Source organism: Sphingomonas pollutisoli, assembly GCF_029167165.1.
Lineage (GTDB): Bacteria > Pseudomonadota > Alphaproteobacteria > Sphingomonadales > Sphingomonadaceae > Sphingomonas > Sphingomonas pollutisoli.
Genome location: NZ_JARFNJ010000004.1, coordinates 538,251 through 552,874, shown reverse-complemented (window position 1 = coordinate 552,874; position 14,624 = coordinate 538,251). Strand labels below are relative to the sequence as shown.

Here is a 14,624-nt window from a genome sequence, read left to right as displayed (position 1 = left end):
CGTTGCGCACAAGGGCCATAATTGATCCTTCGTCGGGCTGGCGAACGTCTCACGACGGGCGCTTACAGGTGGGAAAATTCGTTTCGGGTTACCCCTGTGTTACCCCAGCCTTATCCCACGTCCTGATGTCATCGTAAATATCGACAAATGCTGACATTTTGCGACACGGGTAACAGATTGATTGTCAGTTCGCGGTCGGCGGCGGCGGGATGCGGCGAGGTGCGTGGAGCGGGGAGGGGATCGGCTATGTCGCCCCCCTTACCCGCCCGAGGAGATCATGGCCCCGCAAGCCATCGTGTAGGTGATGTAGGTGATGTAGGTGGTTTTCCACTGCACCTAAACCAAGCCTAAGTAACTGTTGTGTATATGAAAAATGATAAAGCGTGCGCGAGGCTGGCGGGAGCGCAATGGAGGATCACCGACATCACCTACATCACCGACGCACACTGTTAGCGACGAGTATCTTCGCTGCGTCAATCCGTTCGCGGACAGAAAGGTCTTTCCTCGCGTAGATTGGCACACGTCGATCGTCGACCCTCCAATATCCGTCTTTCGGATCCGGGTTCCTGATAGCTTCGTATCCTGCCGCCTCAAATCGGTGAGCCACTTGGCGACTGAACCTTTTGTCGCAAAGGAAGGCGCTCAAGGAGCAAGATGCCTCGCCGGCTACGGCCGCGATGGTGGTAGCTTTCGGGTTTCCGAGCTTATCCAGGGCATCCGCAAGTTCCGCATCTTCCGGAGCCCGGTTCGCATCCGTGATGGCCCAAAACGCTTCGGTCTTTCGCGGCGGTGCTTTCGCATCGAAGCTGCGGAGATCGACTGCGAGCAGGTATGCCGCCACGTCTTGAAGGCCTCCATTCGCATACCAGCCGTAGAGGGATGCCCAATAGTCCGCGTCGAAATCATCCTTCGTCAGGTCGGACCATGCTACGTAGTGGCGGCGGTCATCCGCCGGCAGGTAGATGCCGTTGGTCTTATTGTTGGTCGTGATGATGACGCCGACGACGTTAAACACCGAATATTCTCGCATGTGTTTTTCATCGACGCGCAGCACGTCAGGCGGTGCGGCGGTCAGTGTCTTCATGTGTTCATAGAACGAATACCGATCCACCTCGCCGAGATCGCGCGCTTCAGAGACGCGCATGATCACCGACTTCAGGAAGCCGTTAAAGCGCCCGATCAATTGCTGCGGCGATACCTCGGCGAAATTCCATGCGCCGACGGCATACTTTGCTGGCTCGATCAGGGTATCTTTGCCGATCCCCTGAGCGCCGCCAAGCACCAACGCATGATTGATCTTCTCCGATGGACGCTGGACGCGGTGCGCGAGCCAGGCGATGATGTGATCGGCCTCTTGCGGGTAAACCTTGCGGACATGCTCGATCCAACGCCCGGCGTTTTCAGGATTGCCGGGTTTGATGATCGGCGGGCGGTATAGGTTGAAGCAAGAACAGCCGGGCCGGTAGATCCAGCCGCCGTCGGAGATCAGTCGCCCTTCAATGATCATGGACTCCCCCGGTGCCCAGGTCATTTGCTCAACGTGGCGCTCTTTATCCAACCAAGTTGCCGCGGGGATGTAGACGATATTGCCGTCGCGTTTCACCGGGTTGCCGTTTTTATCAAGCAATCGCTGCGGCTTTATGAGGGCGTTGACGCTGCTTGCGGGCCACATCTCGCGTGAGGGTGCGAAGATATACGAGTGCGTCGGCATATATGCGTGGAAGTCGCCGAGGCTCACTCCGCCAATCTCGTCGCGGTGCTTCAACGTGCGTGACGCCCCCGCGGCTTCCACATCAGCAAAGGGATCGACGAAGCGCGCGGCGTCAAGCGCCGCGCGGACCGATGGAGCGCCGTACTGGACGAAATCATCACTCGCGTCTCTGTTCTCGGTCATATCGAGCCCTCCTCGAGGGCTTCCGCCGCCATCGCGAGCGCCGTGACCAGGGAGGGCAGGGTGGCTAGTTCGATCGCCAGACCCTTGCGCGGATTGGGGTCTGACCCGTCCAATGGCAGCAGCGCCATATCGATCACCGGCTTACCATCGATTTTTCCGGCGCTGATGCGAAGCATCTGGCCCTTGCCGCGTAGAATTGTCGCGATCGGCGTCATACCAGCTCTCCCCAAGCCATACCCGCAATGAGAGCGGCCCGCCGGCCGACGATGCCGAGCGCGCGAAGGTGTTGCGTCCGGAGGGTTAGAGCGCTATCTGCATTGTTGTCGTAAGTGTTGAAAATCGTGAAGGGCCGCCCCGCCACAGGGCGGCCTTTCTGCTTACCGGGCTGCGGCGCCCGAGCCGTTGCTGTTGCCACTGGCGATCACGCGACCTCGGAGACCTTGGCCGCCTGCTCGCGTTCCCAAGCCTCAATCGCCTTCAGGCTCCAGTAGCGACGGCCGTTGATGAGCATCGCCGGCTTGGGAAAGGCGACGCGAGGATCTTCAAGCCAGCGGGCGATCGTACGACCGCAACGGCCATAGCGACGCTCGAGCGGGCGGCGTCCGACCAACTCGTCGAGTGCGGGGGCGGCGGTGTTTGCTGCAGTGTTCATGTTTGCACCTTTGTCTAGGACGTTCGGTACAGACCAAATGAACGATGTTTGCTCAGATTGGAAAAGGTCCCGGTTCGCAAAGGTCCGTGGTTACGAACCGAGAACCGCGAACTCCGCGCGCACTTCCTTCAGTGCTCGCTGTGTCAATGTCTTCGATGCTCCAAACTCAGACACCGCAAATTCAAGCTTCAGGCTGCCGAAAGCGTCAACGCCGTTTTCTATCGCCCAGCGCCTCATCGAGGCCTTCAATGCTTCCCGCTTCAACGGCTGGGGACCCGGGGACTTCCTGGTCCCTGATTGGCATTCGCTCGCTGACGGTCGAAGATATTCAAGCAGCGATACTGGTAGGGCGGGAGACGATTTTGCAGCGAGCGCCTCAACAATCTCTGTGGGGTACGCAGATGTCTCGCTAAGACGCAGGTTGGAAGGCAGTGCTTCGATCGCGCGCGTCACACGCGGCGTCGGCAAGTTAGCCATTGCGACGATCTCGCCGTCCTGCCTTCTCAAGCGCGACGGTGAGGCGAGATGCGTTGCGAGCGCACGGATCAGCTCGCCTTCCGTCATGGCTCTCCGCAGGAACGATGCCCAGTATTCTTTCCCTGTCTCGTCCCCATAGACCGCCAAAAACACGTCTCTTTCGCTCGATCCTGAGGCGATTGCCGAGCGAACCATCGCCAGCACGGCGCGCCCCTTGTCATCCTCATCACGCATGGCCGCGACGGCCTCCGCCATGCCGTCCATTGTCAGAACGCCTGTATCGTCGCTCATCACGCAACCGCCGCGAATGGGATCACGTTGGTGCTCGTCGTCGTTTCCGACGGGCTGGTGACTCGCTCAACATGGCTGGCCCAGTCCGCCAGCGCTGCGCGCTTCTCGTCCGCGAAGTCGTACAACTGATAGACGCCCACGATACCGCGGAAACTGCCCGAAATGTGATTCAAAACCTTCTCTACGACGGCAACCGGATGCTTGAGCCGAGCCATGCCGGTGGCGGCTGTACGGCGCAGATCGTGGAGCGTCCAACGCTCGATCGGCTGCACACTCTCAGGATCTTCGCCGGCCTCTGTGGCGGCCTTCTGCGCAGCTTTGAGAAGGGCCGCGTCAATGCGTTGTTTTGCCTTTGACAGCCCGCTGACACTCGTCTCGCCGGTTGTGGTGAAGACGTACCCGGCCTTGCTCCGCACTCGAGGGAGGGCTTTCAGGATCGCGACAGCCTGCGGTGAAAGCGGTACGGCATGGGCTCGGCCGTTCTTCGCTCGCGCGGCCGGAATCGTCCACAACGCCTCATCGAGATCGATTTCGCCCCATGTCATCCCGGAAACCTCGGACCGCCGCTGGCCGGTCAACGCCAGGAGCTTGATAAGCGGGCCGAAGGGATCACCTAACCCCTCTACCTCACGCCAGATTTGCGCCAGTTCGACGTCGGTAAGCACCCGGTCGCGGCTGCGCTCTTCCGCCGGCGGTTTGATGCCTTCGCAGGGGGACACAGTGATTATCTCCCGTTCGACGGCCCAGCCGAAGAAATGCCGCATAGCCGCCAACACGCGATTGGCAGTGATCTCCGCGCCGCGGTCAACGACGGCGTCCAAAATTGCTTTCAAGTCAGAGCGGGTGACTTCCCGAATGTCGCGCCCGCGCAGCGTCGGAGCATTGCGCTTGCTTGTCGCCGGATCCGGAACCATTTCAACGTTGAGAAGGCGTTCCGTCTCTTGCCAACTCCGCTCGCGCGTCCGCTTTTTGGCGTAGCGCGTGATGTAGGTGGCCACCACCTTCTCGACCATAAAGCGGTCGATGGCTTCCGGAGGGGCCTTCTCGGCTGCTTTGCTGATCCTTTTCTCGTTGCAGGGATCACGGCCCTCAGCGGCGGCGCGCAGAACGCTACGAGCTTCTTCACGCGCCGCGGGAAGATCGAGGGCGGGATAGCTGCCCACGGTGAACTTCTGAGGCTTTCCTGCTAGACGGTAGCGAACCGCCCACGACTTTTTTCCGCTCGGCTGCACGACCAGGTAGAGGCCTGGCACCAGTGCGTCAGGTATCTCCTGGCGCGCAGCCGCCTTTGACACTTTTTCGACACCTGTGACAGTCAGGACTTTTGCCATCTATGCCTCCGGGTAACGGTGGGGTAACGCGAAGCGAGTATCTAAGCGCGTTACCCTACGTCCAGGACATTAAAGGACACTACGGCATAATCAACAGAAATCTGCGAGTTATCCTGCTCTGGATGTCCTGATTACGTTACCCCTGTCCAGCATCTTAACCTGACTACGAATCTGAGGGTCGGGCGTTCGAATCGCTCCGGGTGCACCAAGTTTCTCACCGTCACAGGTGATAACCCCCGCCTCACCGATTGGTGAGGCGGGGGTTTTTCTTTGCTTCGGTGTCGCGGAGACGTGGGCGGCATGTTTGCCGTTCACCGCGACCATTCAGCACGCGGGCATTTTCTTCCCATCTTCAGCGCGATATCGTCGATCCGTATCGACGCTGAAGACGGGAAGGGCGGCGATGTCTTACCAGAAGATGTCGTACACGGTGTCGACGACACGGCCGGTGTAGATATCGACCAGCAACGCGTCATTGTAATAGCGCACCCAGCGATACGGGCCATAGGCCGGCGGCAGGCGGTAGTAATCGGCGTCGTTGATCCAGTAGCTCTGTTCGTACAGGATCGAATTGAGCGTCAGGCCGATGCCGAAGCGGCGGTAGCCGTAACTCCAACCGCTCGGGGCATAATAGCGCGGCAGGCGGTAGAGTCCGCGATTGCTGTTGCGATAGGCGAAGTAGTTATAGCGATTGTCGTTGCGCCAGCCGCGATTCCAGTCGCGGCGATCGTTGCCGTTCCAGCCGTTGCCACGGTTCCAGTCGTTGCCGCGCCCCTGCTGCCAGCCCGGACGATTGTCGCGGCCCGGTTGCCAGCCGCCGGGACGATCGTTGCCGCGCCCCTGCCAGTTGCCGGGGCGGTCATCCCCACGGCCCTGCTGCCAGCCGCCGGGGCGGTCGTCGCCGCGCGGACCATTGCCTTGCCAGCCGGGGCCACCCGGGCGCGGCCGGTCGCCGCGATCACCACGCCAGTCGCCGCCATTGCCACGATCGCCGCCCTGCCAGCCTCGCCCGTCGCCGCCGCGACCGTCCCCGCCGCGACCGTCATGGTCGCCGCGATTGCCCTGCCAGCCGCCCGGCTGTTGCGGCTGCGGCTGACCCTGCGGTTGGGCGCCGGGCTGCTGATCCGGCCGCGCGCCGGGCTGGCCCTGGAAGCCGCGTCCGTCACCGCCGCGTCCGCCCTGGAATTGCGGGCGATTGTAGCCATCGTTGCCGCGCCCTTGCCAGCGCTGGGCTTGCGGCCCCGGCTGTTGGGGCTGGGCCTGTGCCTGTTGCGGGCGCGGCTGCATCGGGCGCTGGCCGCCGTCGCCACGCCCGCCGCGCCATTCGCGATGATCCTGCGCGAAGGCGGTCGCCGGCACCAGCGCCGAAGCCGCCATGATCGCCGCAAGCAAATACTTACGCATCGAACGAACCCTCCAGAGAGCGGCCGAACGATTCGCCGCTGTTACTTCGTTAATGCTCCACCGGCACTGAGCCTTTTCTGAACTTCATTGACAGCAACGCGAAAGCATTCATGGCGTGACCGGTCTGATCGCCGGCACGCGCCGCGCGGCGTCGTCGGGGGAGGTGTCCGGCGGCGCGCCGGCCTCGACCGTTTCGTCGCCACGCTGCACGCGCGCCGCCTGCAACACCGCCTCCACCACGCGCGGATACACGCCGCAGCGGCACAGATTGGTGATGCCCGCGCGGATATCGTCCTCGGAGGGATTGCGGTTCTTCTTGAGGAACACCGCCGCCGCCATCACCATGCCGGGGATGCAGAAGCCGCATTGCGTGACGTTCTTCGCCAGCCACGCCAGTTGTACCGGGTGCGAGCGGTCGCGCGACAAGCCTTCGATCGTGGTGACGAAGCTCCCCTCGATCGCGCCGATCGTCGTCTGGCACGCCTTCACCGCCTCGCCGTCGATATCGACCGTGCAGGCGCCGCAATCGCCGGTGCCGCAGCCATATTTGGTGCCGGTCAGGTTGGAGGCGTCGCGCAGCGCCCATAGCAAAGGGGTCTTGGGGTCCATCCGATATTGGACCGGCTGGTTGTTGACGGTGAAACGGGTCATGGCGTGACGCTACCCCAAGCGCGCGCGCGGCGAAACGCGTCGTTTCCGAGAGGCCGCCTTGCCGGGCGCGCAGGGCGGGGCGATATGTGGGACATGACGCTTCCCACCCTGTTCATTCCGCATGGCGGCGGCCCGTGCTTCTTCATGGACCCGGCGGGCGGCCCGCCCGATCCGATGTGGCGGGGGATGCAGGCGTATCTCGCCGGGCTGATCCCCTCGCTGCCCGAGCGGCCGAGGGCGATCCTGCTCGTGTCGGGCCATTGGGAGACACGCGACGTCGCCGTGTATGTCGGGAACGGCCAGCCGCTGCTCTACGATTACCACGGCTTTCCGCCGCACACCTATCACCTCCAATGGCCTGCGCCCGGCGCGCCGGATGTCGCGCGGCGCGCGGCGGGGCTGCTGGAGGCGGCGGGCTTCGCCACCAGCGAGGAAGGCACGCGCGGCTGGGATCACGGCGTGTTCATCCCGATGATGGTGGCGGTGCCCAATGCCGATATCCCGCTCGCGCAGATGGCGCTGCGCCATGATCTCGATCCGCGCGCGCATATCGCCATCGGCCGCGCGCTGGCGCCGCTGCGCGACGAGGGCGTGCTGATCGTCGGATCGGGCATGAGCTTCCACAATCTGGGCGCGCGCGGGCCGCAGGTGACGCCGATCGCCGACCAATGGGACGCGGCGCTCACCGCCGCCGTGACCGATCCCGATCCCGCGAAGCGCGCCGACCGTGTCGCGCGCTGGGGCGAGTTGCCCTACGCCAAGTTCGCCCACCCGCGCGAGGAGCATCTGCTGCCGCTGATGGTCGCGCTCGGCGCCGGCGGGGACGACGCGGCGGTGTGCGATTACCGCGATCATGTGCTGGGATGGGCGGTGTCGGGGTATCGGTTCGGATAGCGCTCCTTCCTCCCTCTCCCGACGGGAGAGGGAAGGGGCCCGCCCGGCGAAGCCGGGTGGGACGGGTGAGGGTGACGTGTGTTAGAACGCCGCGATGCCGGTGATTGCGCGCCCGAGGATCAGCGCATGGACATCGGCGGCGCCTTCATAGGTGTTGACCGTCTCCAGGTTCATCAGGTGGCGCATCACCTGATATTCGCCCGAGATGCCGTTGCCGCCGTGCATGTCGCGCGCCATCCGCGCGATCTCGAGCGCCTTGCCGACGTTGTTGCGCTTGACGATCGAGACCATCTCGGGCGCGAACCGGCCCTGATCCATCAGCCGCCCGACGCGCAGGCTGGCCTGTAGCCCGAGCGCGATCTCGGTCTGCATGTCGGCGAGCTTCTTCTGGAACAATTGCGTCGCGGCGAGCGGCCGGCCGAACTGCTTGCGGTCGAGGCCATATTGCCGCGCGGCATGGAAGCAGAACTCCGCCGCGCCGAGCGCACCCCAACTGATCCCGTAGCGCGCGCGGTTGAGGCACGAGAACGGCCCCTTCAACCCCGACACCTCGGGAAACAGCGCGTCCTCGCCGACCTCGACATCCTCGAGCACGATTCCGCCAGTGACCGACGCGCGCAGGCTCAGCTTGTTGTCGATCTTCGGCGTCGAAAGCCCCGCCATGCCGCGTTCCAGCACGAAGCCGCGGATCGCGCCGCCATGCGCGTCGGACTTTGCCCAGACGACGAACACGTCGGCGATCGGCGCGTTGGTGATCCAGGTCTTCGCGCCCGACAGGCGATAGCCGCCATCGGTCTTGACCGCGCGCGTCGTCATGCCGGCGGGGTCCGAGCCGGCGTCGGGTTCGGTCAGGCCGAACGCGCCAATCCATTCGCCGGTGGCGAGGCGCGGCAGGTATTTGGCCTTCTGCGCGTCCGATCCGAAGGCGAGGATCGGATACATGACCAGGCTCGACTGCACCGACATCATCGAACGATAGCCCGAGTCGATCCGCTCCACCTCGCGCGCGACGAGGCCGTAGGCGACATAGGAGGCACCGACGCCACCATATTGCTCTGGCACGGTCGCGCCGAGCAGCCCAAGCGCGCCCATTTCACGGAAGATCTCGGGATCGGTCTCTTCGTCCCGGAACGCGGCGAGGATGCGCGGCGCGAGCCGGTCGTCGGCATAAGCGCGCGCCGTGTCGCGGATCATCCGCTCGTCATCCTCGAGCTGATCGTCGAGAAAAAACGGGTCCGCCCAGTCGAAGGCGCTCATGCCGGCCATTGGTCCGCTCCTGAAATCGGTTCTGCCGAACCCCTAGCCCGAGCGGACCGAAAGGTCGATGCGGGTGCCCAAGTCGCTCCCCGAACAGCGGATCGTACGGGCGTCAGCGCCCCAGCACGCGCGCCATGATCGCGTCGAGCTTCGCGAGCAGCGCGGGATCGCGCGCCTCGGGCGCGGTGATGAGCGCCTGGTCGAGCACGGTATCGAGCGGCGAGGCGGCGCGTTCGGACGGGAGCGCTTCGACGAACGCGGCGACCGTCTTGCGCGCGATCTCGCCATTGGCGTGCATCTGCTTGATGACCTCGCTCACCTCGACATGCGCCTCGCTCTCACGCCAGCAATCATAATCGGTCACCATGCCGATCAGCGCATAGGGAATCTCCGCCTCGCGGGCGAGCTTGGCCTCGGGCATCGCGGTCATGCCGATCACGTCGGCGCCCCATTGCCGGTAGAGCAGGCTTTCCGCGCGCGACGAGAATTGCGGGCCTTCCATCGCGATATAGGTCGCGCCCGCCGCCGCCGTGCCGCCCGCCGCCGTCACCGCCGCCGCCGCAAGGCTCGACAGGCGCGGGCAGGTCGGCTCGGCCATCGAGACGTGGGCGACCATGCCGGTGCCGAAGAAACTCGACGCGCGCGCGACAGTTCGGTCGATGAACTGGTCGACGATCACGAACTTGCCCGGCTCGAGCTCTTCCTGGAGGCTGCCGATCGACGAGATCGCGAGGATGTCGGTCACCCCGCTGCGCTTGAGCGCGTCGATATTGGCGCGGAAGTTGAGCTCGGACGGGCTGATGCGGTGGCCCCGGCCGTGGCGCGGCAGGAAGACCAGATCGACGTCGCCGATCGTGCCGAACAGCAATTCGTCCGACGGATCGCCCCACGGCGTCTCGACGCGGCGCCATTCGGCGTTGCGCAGGCCGTCGATCGCATAGAGGCCCGAGCCGCCGATGATGCCGATCGTCCATTTGGTCATGGGTACGTCCTCATATGTCTCGATAATCCAACCGCCGTTCGCCCTGAGCGAAGTCGAAGGGCGAGCGCAAGGGCTTCGACCAGGTTCTGTGCGAACGAAGGATTCAAATCACCTTCATGTCGCTGCCATAATGGTGCCAGGCGAAGATCGCGAGCGCGCCGCGATGCGGGCGCCAGCCTTCGGCCAGCTCGCGCAGCAGCTTCTCGCCCGGCCGCGCCTCGTGTCCGAGCAGGCGGCCGATCTCGATCTGCACGGCGAGGTCGCCAGCCGGCCAGATGTCGCCGCGCCCCTCCGCAAACAGAAGATAGATTTCCGCCGACCAGCGGCCGATACCCTTGATCCGCACCAGCGCCTTGATCGCCTCCTCATCGTCCTCGGGCAGATCGTCGAGATCGAGCCGGCCGCTCGTCACCTCTTCGGCGAGGCAGCGCGCATATCCCGCCTTCTGGCGTGAGAGACCCGCCTCGCGAAGCTGCTCGTCGCTCGCGCGGAGGATCGTCGCGGGATCGGTGACGTCGCCGGCGACCAGCGCGAGCTTGCGCCACACCGCCTCCGCCGCATGCGTGCTGACCTGCTGGCCGAGGATCGTGCGCAGCAAGGTGGCATAGCCGCGCGCGCGGATGCGCGGTTCGGGATAGCCGGCGCGGAGGATCGCAGCGGCGAAGGCGGGCTCGATCGCGCCGAGCGCGTCGAGGCCGCCGCGGAGTTGCTCGGCGCTCAGGCCCACGGACGCGTCCTTGCGTTGGCAGGGGCGGCGCGGCATGGCGGCGCGACGGAACCCCGAGGGAGGAAATGCATGCCCAAGCTTATCGTCGTGACCCGCGAAGGGGAAGAACGCACGCTCGACGGACAGGTCGGCCATAGCGTGATGGAGATCATTCGCGACGCCGGCATTGATGAACTCCTGGCGCTGTGTGGCGGCTGCTGCTCGTGCGCGACCTGCCACGTCCATGTCGACCCGGATTTTGCGTCCAAACTGCCGGCGATGAGCGCGGACGAGGACGATCTGCTCGATTCCACGAATGACCGCGACGCCACCTCGCGGCTGTCGTGCCAATTGCCGTTCAGCGACGCGCTCGACGGGCTGCGCGTACGGATCGCCGAGGAGGACTGACGGGTGGAGGCCAGCACGCTGCTGGCCGGTGCGGCGCCGCCGCACCACCCGGCACGGCCGGCGGGTCGGCGCTCGGCGCCGAACCCGGCCGACGGCTTTGCCGTCGGCGCGCTCTCGCCCAATCCAAACCGAACGGGGGTGAGCCCGGCAGGCTCACCCCAGCTTGGGTCAGTTCAGCGCTTCTTCTCGGGCGCGATCGTGATCTTCACCGTTTCGCCGGAATTGCCGGGGAAGCCGGTGAACATCGCTTCGACCAGACGCGGCACGAGATAGGGCAGGTCGTCGGTGCGCGACTGCGCCTTGGCGGTGCCTTCGAACACATGCGCGCCATTGTCGGCCCGCTCGATCGTCACCATGAGCTCGCTGGTATAGACGGTGTAGCTCGACACGTCGGGGCCGAAGCCGCCGCCCCACAGGAACGGGTCGTTGAAGCCATAAGCGAAGCGGCTGCGGCCGTAATAGCCCCAGCGCGGGCCGCCCCAGCCACCCCAACCGCCGCCATAGCCATAGCCGTAACCGCCGCCGAAGCCCGGCGTGGTGACGGTGCGCTCGCGCCCGTGGTCGACATCATAGGCGACCTTGACGACCAGCTCGGCCGACGCGCCCTGCGCCGGGCGATAGCCCTGCTGCACGAGCTTCGCCGAGATGAGGTTGGCATATTGGCTGAATTCGAGACCGCCGCGCAGATTGGGGTTGGTCGGCTCGACCGTGAAGGTCTGGCCTGCCGACGGCGGCAGTTGCTGGAAGCGCGACACTTTCGCCGCGAACGGCTGGGCACAGCCCGCCAGCGCAAGCAGCGCGGCGGCAGCGAAAGGAAACATCTTCATGATTTCATGACCTTGCTGGAGACGGCATTGTATTTGCACTGCCAGATGGCCCCTGAATAGCGCTTGAACAAGACGCTGCCTAGAGACGGATCGCGCGGGCGATCGGGCTGACGGATCAAACCCTTCCCGTGCGTGTCATTCCCCGCCGTTCTTCAAAGTCAACCGATGGTCCCGAGCGCAGTCGAGGGGCAAGGCCAGGACGCAGGTGCCTTCGCTCGGGACGAACGGTTTGGTTTGAGAAAGGCCACGCCTACAGATGCAGCCCCACCGCCTCCTGCGCGGCGCGCAGGGTTGGCGCGCCGAGCGCCGCCGCCTTGGCGGCGCCCTCCGCCAGCGCCACCGCCACCGCGGGGCGATCGCCGAGCAGCGCGGTCAGCCGGTCGCGGATCGGCCCCAAAGTCGCGATCGCGAGATCGGCGAGCGCGGGCTTGAACGCGCCGAAGCCCTTGCCGGCATGCTCGGCAAGCACCGCGTCGGGCTCGATCCCAGCGAGCGCCGCGTAGATCGTCACGAGGTTGAGCGCCTCGGCGCGGCCTTCGAGCCCCGCCGCCGTCTCGGGCAACACGTCGGCATCGCTCTTAGCCTTACGCAGCTTGCTCGCGATCACATCGTCGCTGTCGACCAGGTTGATGCGCGAGGCATCCGACGGGTCGGACTTGGACATCTTCACCGATCCGTCGCGCAAGGACATGATGCGCGGCGCGGCCTTGGAGATCAACGGCTCGGGCAGCGGGAACAGATCGACGCCGAAATCGGTGTTGAACTTGGTGGCGACATCGCGGGCGAGTTCGAGATGCTGCTTCTGGTCATGTCCTACGGGCACGTGCGTGGCCTTGTAGAGCAGCACGTCGGCGGCTTGCAGGACGGGATAGGTGAACAGCGCGACCGACTGCGTCTCGCCGCTCTTGCCGGCCTTGTCCTTCCACTGCGTCATGCGGTTGAGCCAGCCCATGCGGGCGGTGCCGCTGAGCAACCAGCACAACTCGCTATGCGCCGGCACGCGCGCCTGGTTGAACAGGATCGAGCGCGCCGGATCGATCCCGCAGGCGAGCAGGGTCGCGGCCATCTCGACCGTGTTGGCGTGCAGCTCGGCGGCGACCACCGGCTGCGACAAAGCGTGGAGATCGGCGAGGAAGAACAGGCAGGTGTCGTCCGGCCCCATGCCGTCCTGCATCGCCACCCACTGCCGGATCGCGCCGAGATAATTGCCGAGGTGGAGATTGCCGGTGGGCTGGATGCCGGAAACGATACGCATTGATGCTCTCGGTTGTCAGGCGCGACGGCGCCGCAGGAAGGCCAAATCGGCGCGGGTGAACGCACCGAGCACGAAAGTGGCGACCGCATAGACCAAGCCGCCGGCGGCGACCAGCACCAGCATCGCCCCCGTCCGCACCGCCCAGCTTCCATGCGTATAGGGTGTCAGCAGCCCCTGCAGCAGCCACAGGATCAGCCCCATCGCCAACGCTGCGAGCGCGAGACGCCACGCGCGGCGGCGCAGCCGCGCATCGGGCGCGAAATGGCCCCGTTTGCGCAGCGAGCGATAGAGCAGCGCGGTGTTGACCGTCGAGGCGAGCGCGGTCGCGAGCGGCGGCCCCATGTGCTTGAGCGGCAGGATCAGCACGAGGTTGAGCGCGAGGTTCACCCCCATCGAGATCGTCGCGTAGCGCACCGGCGTCCTAGTGTCGGCGCGCGCGTAGAATCCGGGGGTCAGCACCTTGACGAGGATGTAGCTCGGCAGCCCGACCGAGAAGGCGGCGAGCGCCTGCGCGGTGTTGACCGTATCGACCGCGTCGAACTTGCCGTGCTCGAACAGCGCGGCGACGATCGGGCCGCCGCACAAGACCAGCGCGACCGTCGCGGGGAGGGTGAGCAGCAGCGCCAGTTCCATGCCGCGGTTCTGCGTCTCCATCGCCGCCGCGTCCTCGCCCGCGCCGAGCTGGCGCGAGATCAGCGGTAGCAGCACGGTGCCCAGACCGATGCCGATCAGCCCGAGCGGGAGCTGGTTCACCCGGTCGGCCATATAGATGTACGTCACCGAGCCATGATCGAGCAGCGAGGCGGCGAGCGCGGTCGAGACGACGAGGTTGATCTGCACCGCGCCAGCGCCCGCAGCGGCAGGCCAGATCAGCGCGAGCAGCCGCTTCACGTCGTCATTGAGCCGCGGCAGGCGCGGGCGGATGCTGACGCCGTTGGCGCGGCACGAGGCATAGAGCCAGATCAGTTGCAGCAGCCCCGACACGCTCACCGCGATCGCCTGGTTGCGCGCGGTGACGAACGGATCATGGTTGTGGAACGCGAGCAGCGCGACGATCAGCGTCACGTTGAGCAGGATCGGCGCGGCGGCGTTGACCCAGAATTTCTGGAGCGAATTGAGGATGCTCCCCAGCAGCGACACCAGGCTGATGAGCATCAGATAGGGGATGGTGAAGCGTGACAGCAGCACCGCGAAGGCGAACTGGTCGTGGCTGACGCCGTGGAACTTGCCCGACAGCGCCAGCGTCACCGGCCACGCGAACACTTCGAGGATCACCGTCATAACGATCAGGATCGGCAGCAGGACCGAGAGCACGTCCTGCGCGAAGGCGATTCCGTCGGGCAGGCCGCCGCCGCTCTTGTCGCCGACCTTCTTGTTGAACATCGGGATGAACGCCGCCGAGAACGCCCCTTCGGCGAACAGCGCGCGGAACATATTGGGCAGACGGAACGCGACGAGGAACGCGTCCGACGCGAAGCTCGCCCCGACATAGCGCGCGAACAGCGAATCACGCACCAGCCCGAGAATGCGGCTGGCGAGCGTGAGCCCGCCAACCGAGCCGAGCGCGCGCGCGAGGTTCATTGTTCGGCGCCCGC

15 protein-coding genes are annotated in these 14,624 nt (G+C 65.2%); 2 read left to right on the top strand and 13 right to left on the bottom strand.

Features of this window, described 5'->3' with window-relative positions; all coding sequences use genetic code 11:
* Window positions 1-433: 433 nt before the first annotated feature.
* From PX554_RS11875 to PX554_RS11845, 7 genes are all read right to left on the bottom strand, one after another.
* Window positions 434-1,894 (bottom strand): primase-helicase family protein, encoded by a 1,461-nt coding sequence (locus PX554_RS11875; RefSeq protein WP_275501939.1) that lies wholly within the window; start codon window positions 1,892-1,894, stop codon window positions 434-436.
* Window positions 1,891-2,109, bottom strand: a complete 219-nt coding sequence (locus tag PX554_RS11870) for a hypothetical protein (protein WP_275501937.1) — start codon at window positions 2,107-2,109, stop codon at window positions 1,891-1,893. The genes PX554_RS11875 and PX554_RS11870 overlap by 4 nt, the downstream gene beginning before the upstream one ends.
* A gap of 206 nt (window positions 2,110-2,315) precedes the next feature.
* Complete coding sequence (locus PX554_RS11865) at window positions 2,316-2,546, bottom strand: hypothetical protein (RefSeq protein ID WP_275501935.1); 231 nt, start codon at window positions 2,544-2,546, stop codon at window positions 2,316-2,318.
* A 90-nt stretch (window positions 2,547-2,636) separates the two neighbouring features.
* Entirely contained in the window at window positions 2,637-3,314 is a 678-nt protein-coding gene (locus tag PX554_RS11860) for a hypothetical protein (protein WP_275501934.1), read from the bottom strand.
* On the bottom strand, window positions 3,314-4,645 hold the full coding sequence (locus PX554_RS11855) for a tyrosine-type recombinase/integrase (RefSeq protein WP_275501931.1): 1,332 nt from the start codon (window positions 4,643-4,645) through the stop codon (window positions 3,314-3,316). Before PX554_RS11855 ends, PX554_RS11860 begins: the two co-directional genes overlap by 1 nt.
* 408 nt (window positions 4,646-5,053) lie before the next feature.
* Window positions 5,054-6,049 (bottom strand): RcnB family protein, encoded by a 996-nt coding sequence (locus PX554_RS11850; protein ID WP_275501929.1) that lies wholly within the window; start codon window positions 6,047-6,049, stop codon window positions 5,054-5,056.
* Window positions 6,050-6,157: 108 nt separating this feature from the next.
* Window positions 6,158-6,700 carry a (2Fe-2S)-binding protein gene (locus PX554_RS11845; protein ID WP_275501928.1) on the bottom strand — a complete coding sequence of 181 codons (543 nt, stop codon included), beginning with the start codon at window positions 6,698-6,700 and terminating at the stop codon, window positions 6,158-6,160.
* Window positions 6,701-6,793: 93 nt separating this feature from the next.
* Here PX554_RS11845 and PX554_RS11840 point away from each other — a divergent pair, with 93 nt between their 5' ends.
* The gene (locus PX554_RS11840; RefSeq protein ID WP_275501927.1) at window positions 6,794-7,594 is read left to right on the top strand and encodes a DODA-type extradiol aromatic ring-opening family dioxygenase; all 801 of its coding nucleotides are present in this window, start codon (window positions 6,794-6,796) and stop codon (window positions 7,592-7,594) included.
* A gap of 81 nt (window positions 7,595-7,675) precedes the next feature.
* Here the strand turns inward: PX554_RS11840 and PX554_RS11835 are convergent, their stop codons facing one another.
* The 3 genes from PX554_RS11835 to PX554_RS11825 all read right to left on the bottom strand — a co-directional run bounded on the left by PX554_RS11835 (window position 7,676) and on the right by PX554_RS11825 (window position 10,560).
* Complete coding sequence (locus PX554_RS11835) at window positions 7,676-8,860, bottom strand: acyl-CoA dehydrogenase (RefSeq protein ID WP_275501925.1); 1,185 nt, start codon at window positions 8,858-8,860, stop codon at window positions 7,676-7,678.
* Between the two features lie 103 nt (window positions 8,861-8,963).
* Window positions 8,964-9,833 (bottom strand): S-methyl-5'-thioadenosine phosphorylase, encoded by an 870-nt coding sequence (locus PX554_RS11830; RefSeq protein ID WP_093220197.1) that lies wholly within the window; start codon window positions 9,831-9,833, stop codon window positions 8,964-8,966.
* Window positions 9,834-9,936: 103 nt separating this feature from the next.
* On the bottom strand, window positions 9,937-10,560 hold the full coding sequence (locus tag PX554_RS11825; protein ID WP_275501921.1) for a DNA-3-methyladenine glycosylase family protein: 624 nt from the start codon (window positions 10,558-10,560) through the stop codon (window positions 9,937-9,939).
* Between the two features lie 69 nt (window positions 10,561-10,629).
* On the opposite strand from PX554_RS11825, the gene PX554_RS11820 reads away from it, so the two are divergent.
* Window positions 10,630-10,947: a 2Fe-2S iron-sulfur cluster-binding protein gene (locus PX554_RS11820; protein ID WP_275501920.1), complete on the top strand. Its 318-nt coding sequence runs from the start codon at window positions 10,630-10,632 to the stop codon at window positions 10,945-10,947.
* A 173-nt stretch (window positions 10,948-11,120) separates the two neighbouring features.
* Here PX554_RS11820 and PX554_RS11815 read toward each other — a convergent pair whose 3' ends face one another.
* From PX554_RS11815 to murJ, 3 genes are all read right to left on the bottom strand, one after another.
* On the bottom strand, window positions 11,121-11,774 hold the full coding sequence (locus tag PX554_RS11815; protein WP_275501918.1) for a DUF4136 domain-containing protein: 654 nt from the start codon (window positions 11,772-11,774) through the stop codon (window positions 11,121-11,123).
* Between the two features lie 250 nt (window positions 11,775-12,024).
* Entirely contained in the window at window positions 12,025-13,029 is a 1,005-nt protein-coding gene (trpS, locus tag PX554_RS11810; RefSeq protein ID WP_275501915.1) for a tryptophan--tRNA ligase, read from the bottom strand.
* A gap of 15 nt (window positions 13,030-13,044) precedes the next feature.
* Window positions 13,045-14,610 (bottom strand): murein biosynthesis integral membrane protein MurJ, encoded by a 1,566-nt coding sequence (murJ, locus tag PX554_RS11805; protein ID WP_275501914.1) that lies wholly within the window; start codon window positions 14,608-14,610, stop codon window positions 13,045-13,047.
* Between the last annotated feature and the right edge of the window lie 14 nt (window positions 14,611-14,624).

What these genes read in the sequence shown, in the direction of transcription:
- PX554_RS11840 (WP_275501927.1), top strand. Translation starts at nt 6,794, where the DNA reads ATGACGCTTCCCACCCTGTTCATTCCGCATGGCGGCGGCCCGTGCTTC.
- PX554_RS11855 (WP_275501931.1), bottom strand. Translation starts at nt 4,645, where the DNA reads ATGGCAAAAGTCCTGACTGTCACAGGTGTCGAAAAAGTGTCAAAGGCG.
- trpS (WP_275501915.1), bottom strand. Translation starts at nt 13,029, where the DNA reads ATGCGTATCGTTTCCGGCATCCAGCCCACCGGCAATCTCCACCTCGGC.
- PX554_RS11850 (WP_275501929.1), bottom strand. Translation starts at nt 6,049, where the DNA reads ATGCGTAAGTATTTGCTTGCGGCGATCATGGCGGCTTCGGCGCTGGTG.
- PX554_RS11875 (WP_275501939.1), bottom strand. Translation starts at nt 1,894, where the DNA reads ATGACCGAGAACAGAGACGCGAGTGATGATTTCGTCCAGTACGGCGCT.
- PX554_RS11820 (WP_275501920.1), top strand. Translation starts at nt 10,630, where the DNA reads ATGCCCAAGCTTATCGTCGTGACCCGCGAAGGGGAAGAACGCACGCTC.
- PX554_RS11830 (WP_093220197.1), bottom strand. Translation starts at nt 9,833, where the DNA reads ATGACCAAATGGACGATCGGCATCATCGGCGGCTCGGGCCTCTATGCG.
- murJ (WP_275501914.1), bottom strand. Translation starts at nt 14,610, where the DNA reads ATGAACCTCGCGCGCGCGCTCGGCTCGGTTGGCGGGCTCACGCTCGCC.
- PX554_RS11870 (WP_275501937.1), bottom strand. Translation starts at nt 2,109, where the DNA reads ATGACGCCGATCGCGACAATTCTACGCGGCAAGGGCCAGATGCTTCGC.
- PX554_RS11860 (WP_275501934.1), bottom strand. Translation starts at nt 3,314, where the DNA reads ATGAGCGACGATACAGGCGTTCTGACAATGGACGGCATGGCGGAGGCC.
- PX554_RS11865 (WP_275501935.1), bottom strand. Translation starts at nt 2,546, where the DNA reads ATGAACACTGCAGCAAACACCGCCGCCCCCGCACTCGACGAGTTGGTC.
- PX554_RS11815 (WP_275501918.1), bottom strand. Translation starts at nt 11,774, where the DNA reads ATGAAGATGTTTCCTTTCGCTGCCGCCGCGCTGCTTGCGCTGGCGGGC.
- PX554_RS11835 (WP_275501925.1), bottom strand. Translation starts at nt 8,860, where the DNA reads ATGGCCGGCATGAGCGCCTTCGACTGGGCGGACCCGTTTTTTCTCGAC.
- PX554_RS11845 (WP_275501928.1), bottom strand. Translation starts at nt 6,700, where the DNA reads ATGACCCGTTTCACCGTCAACAACCAGCCGGTCCAATATCGGATGGAC.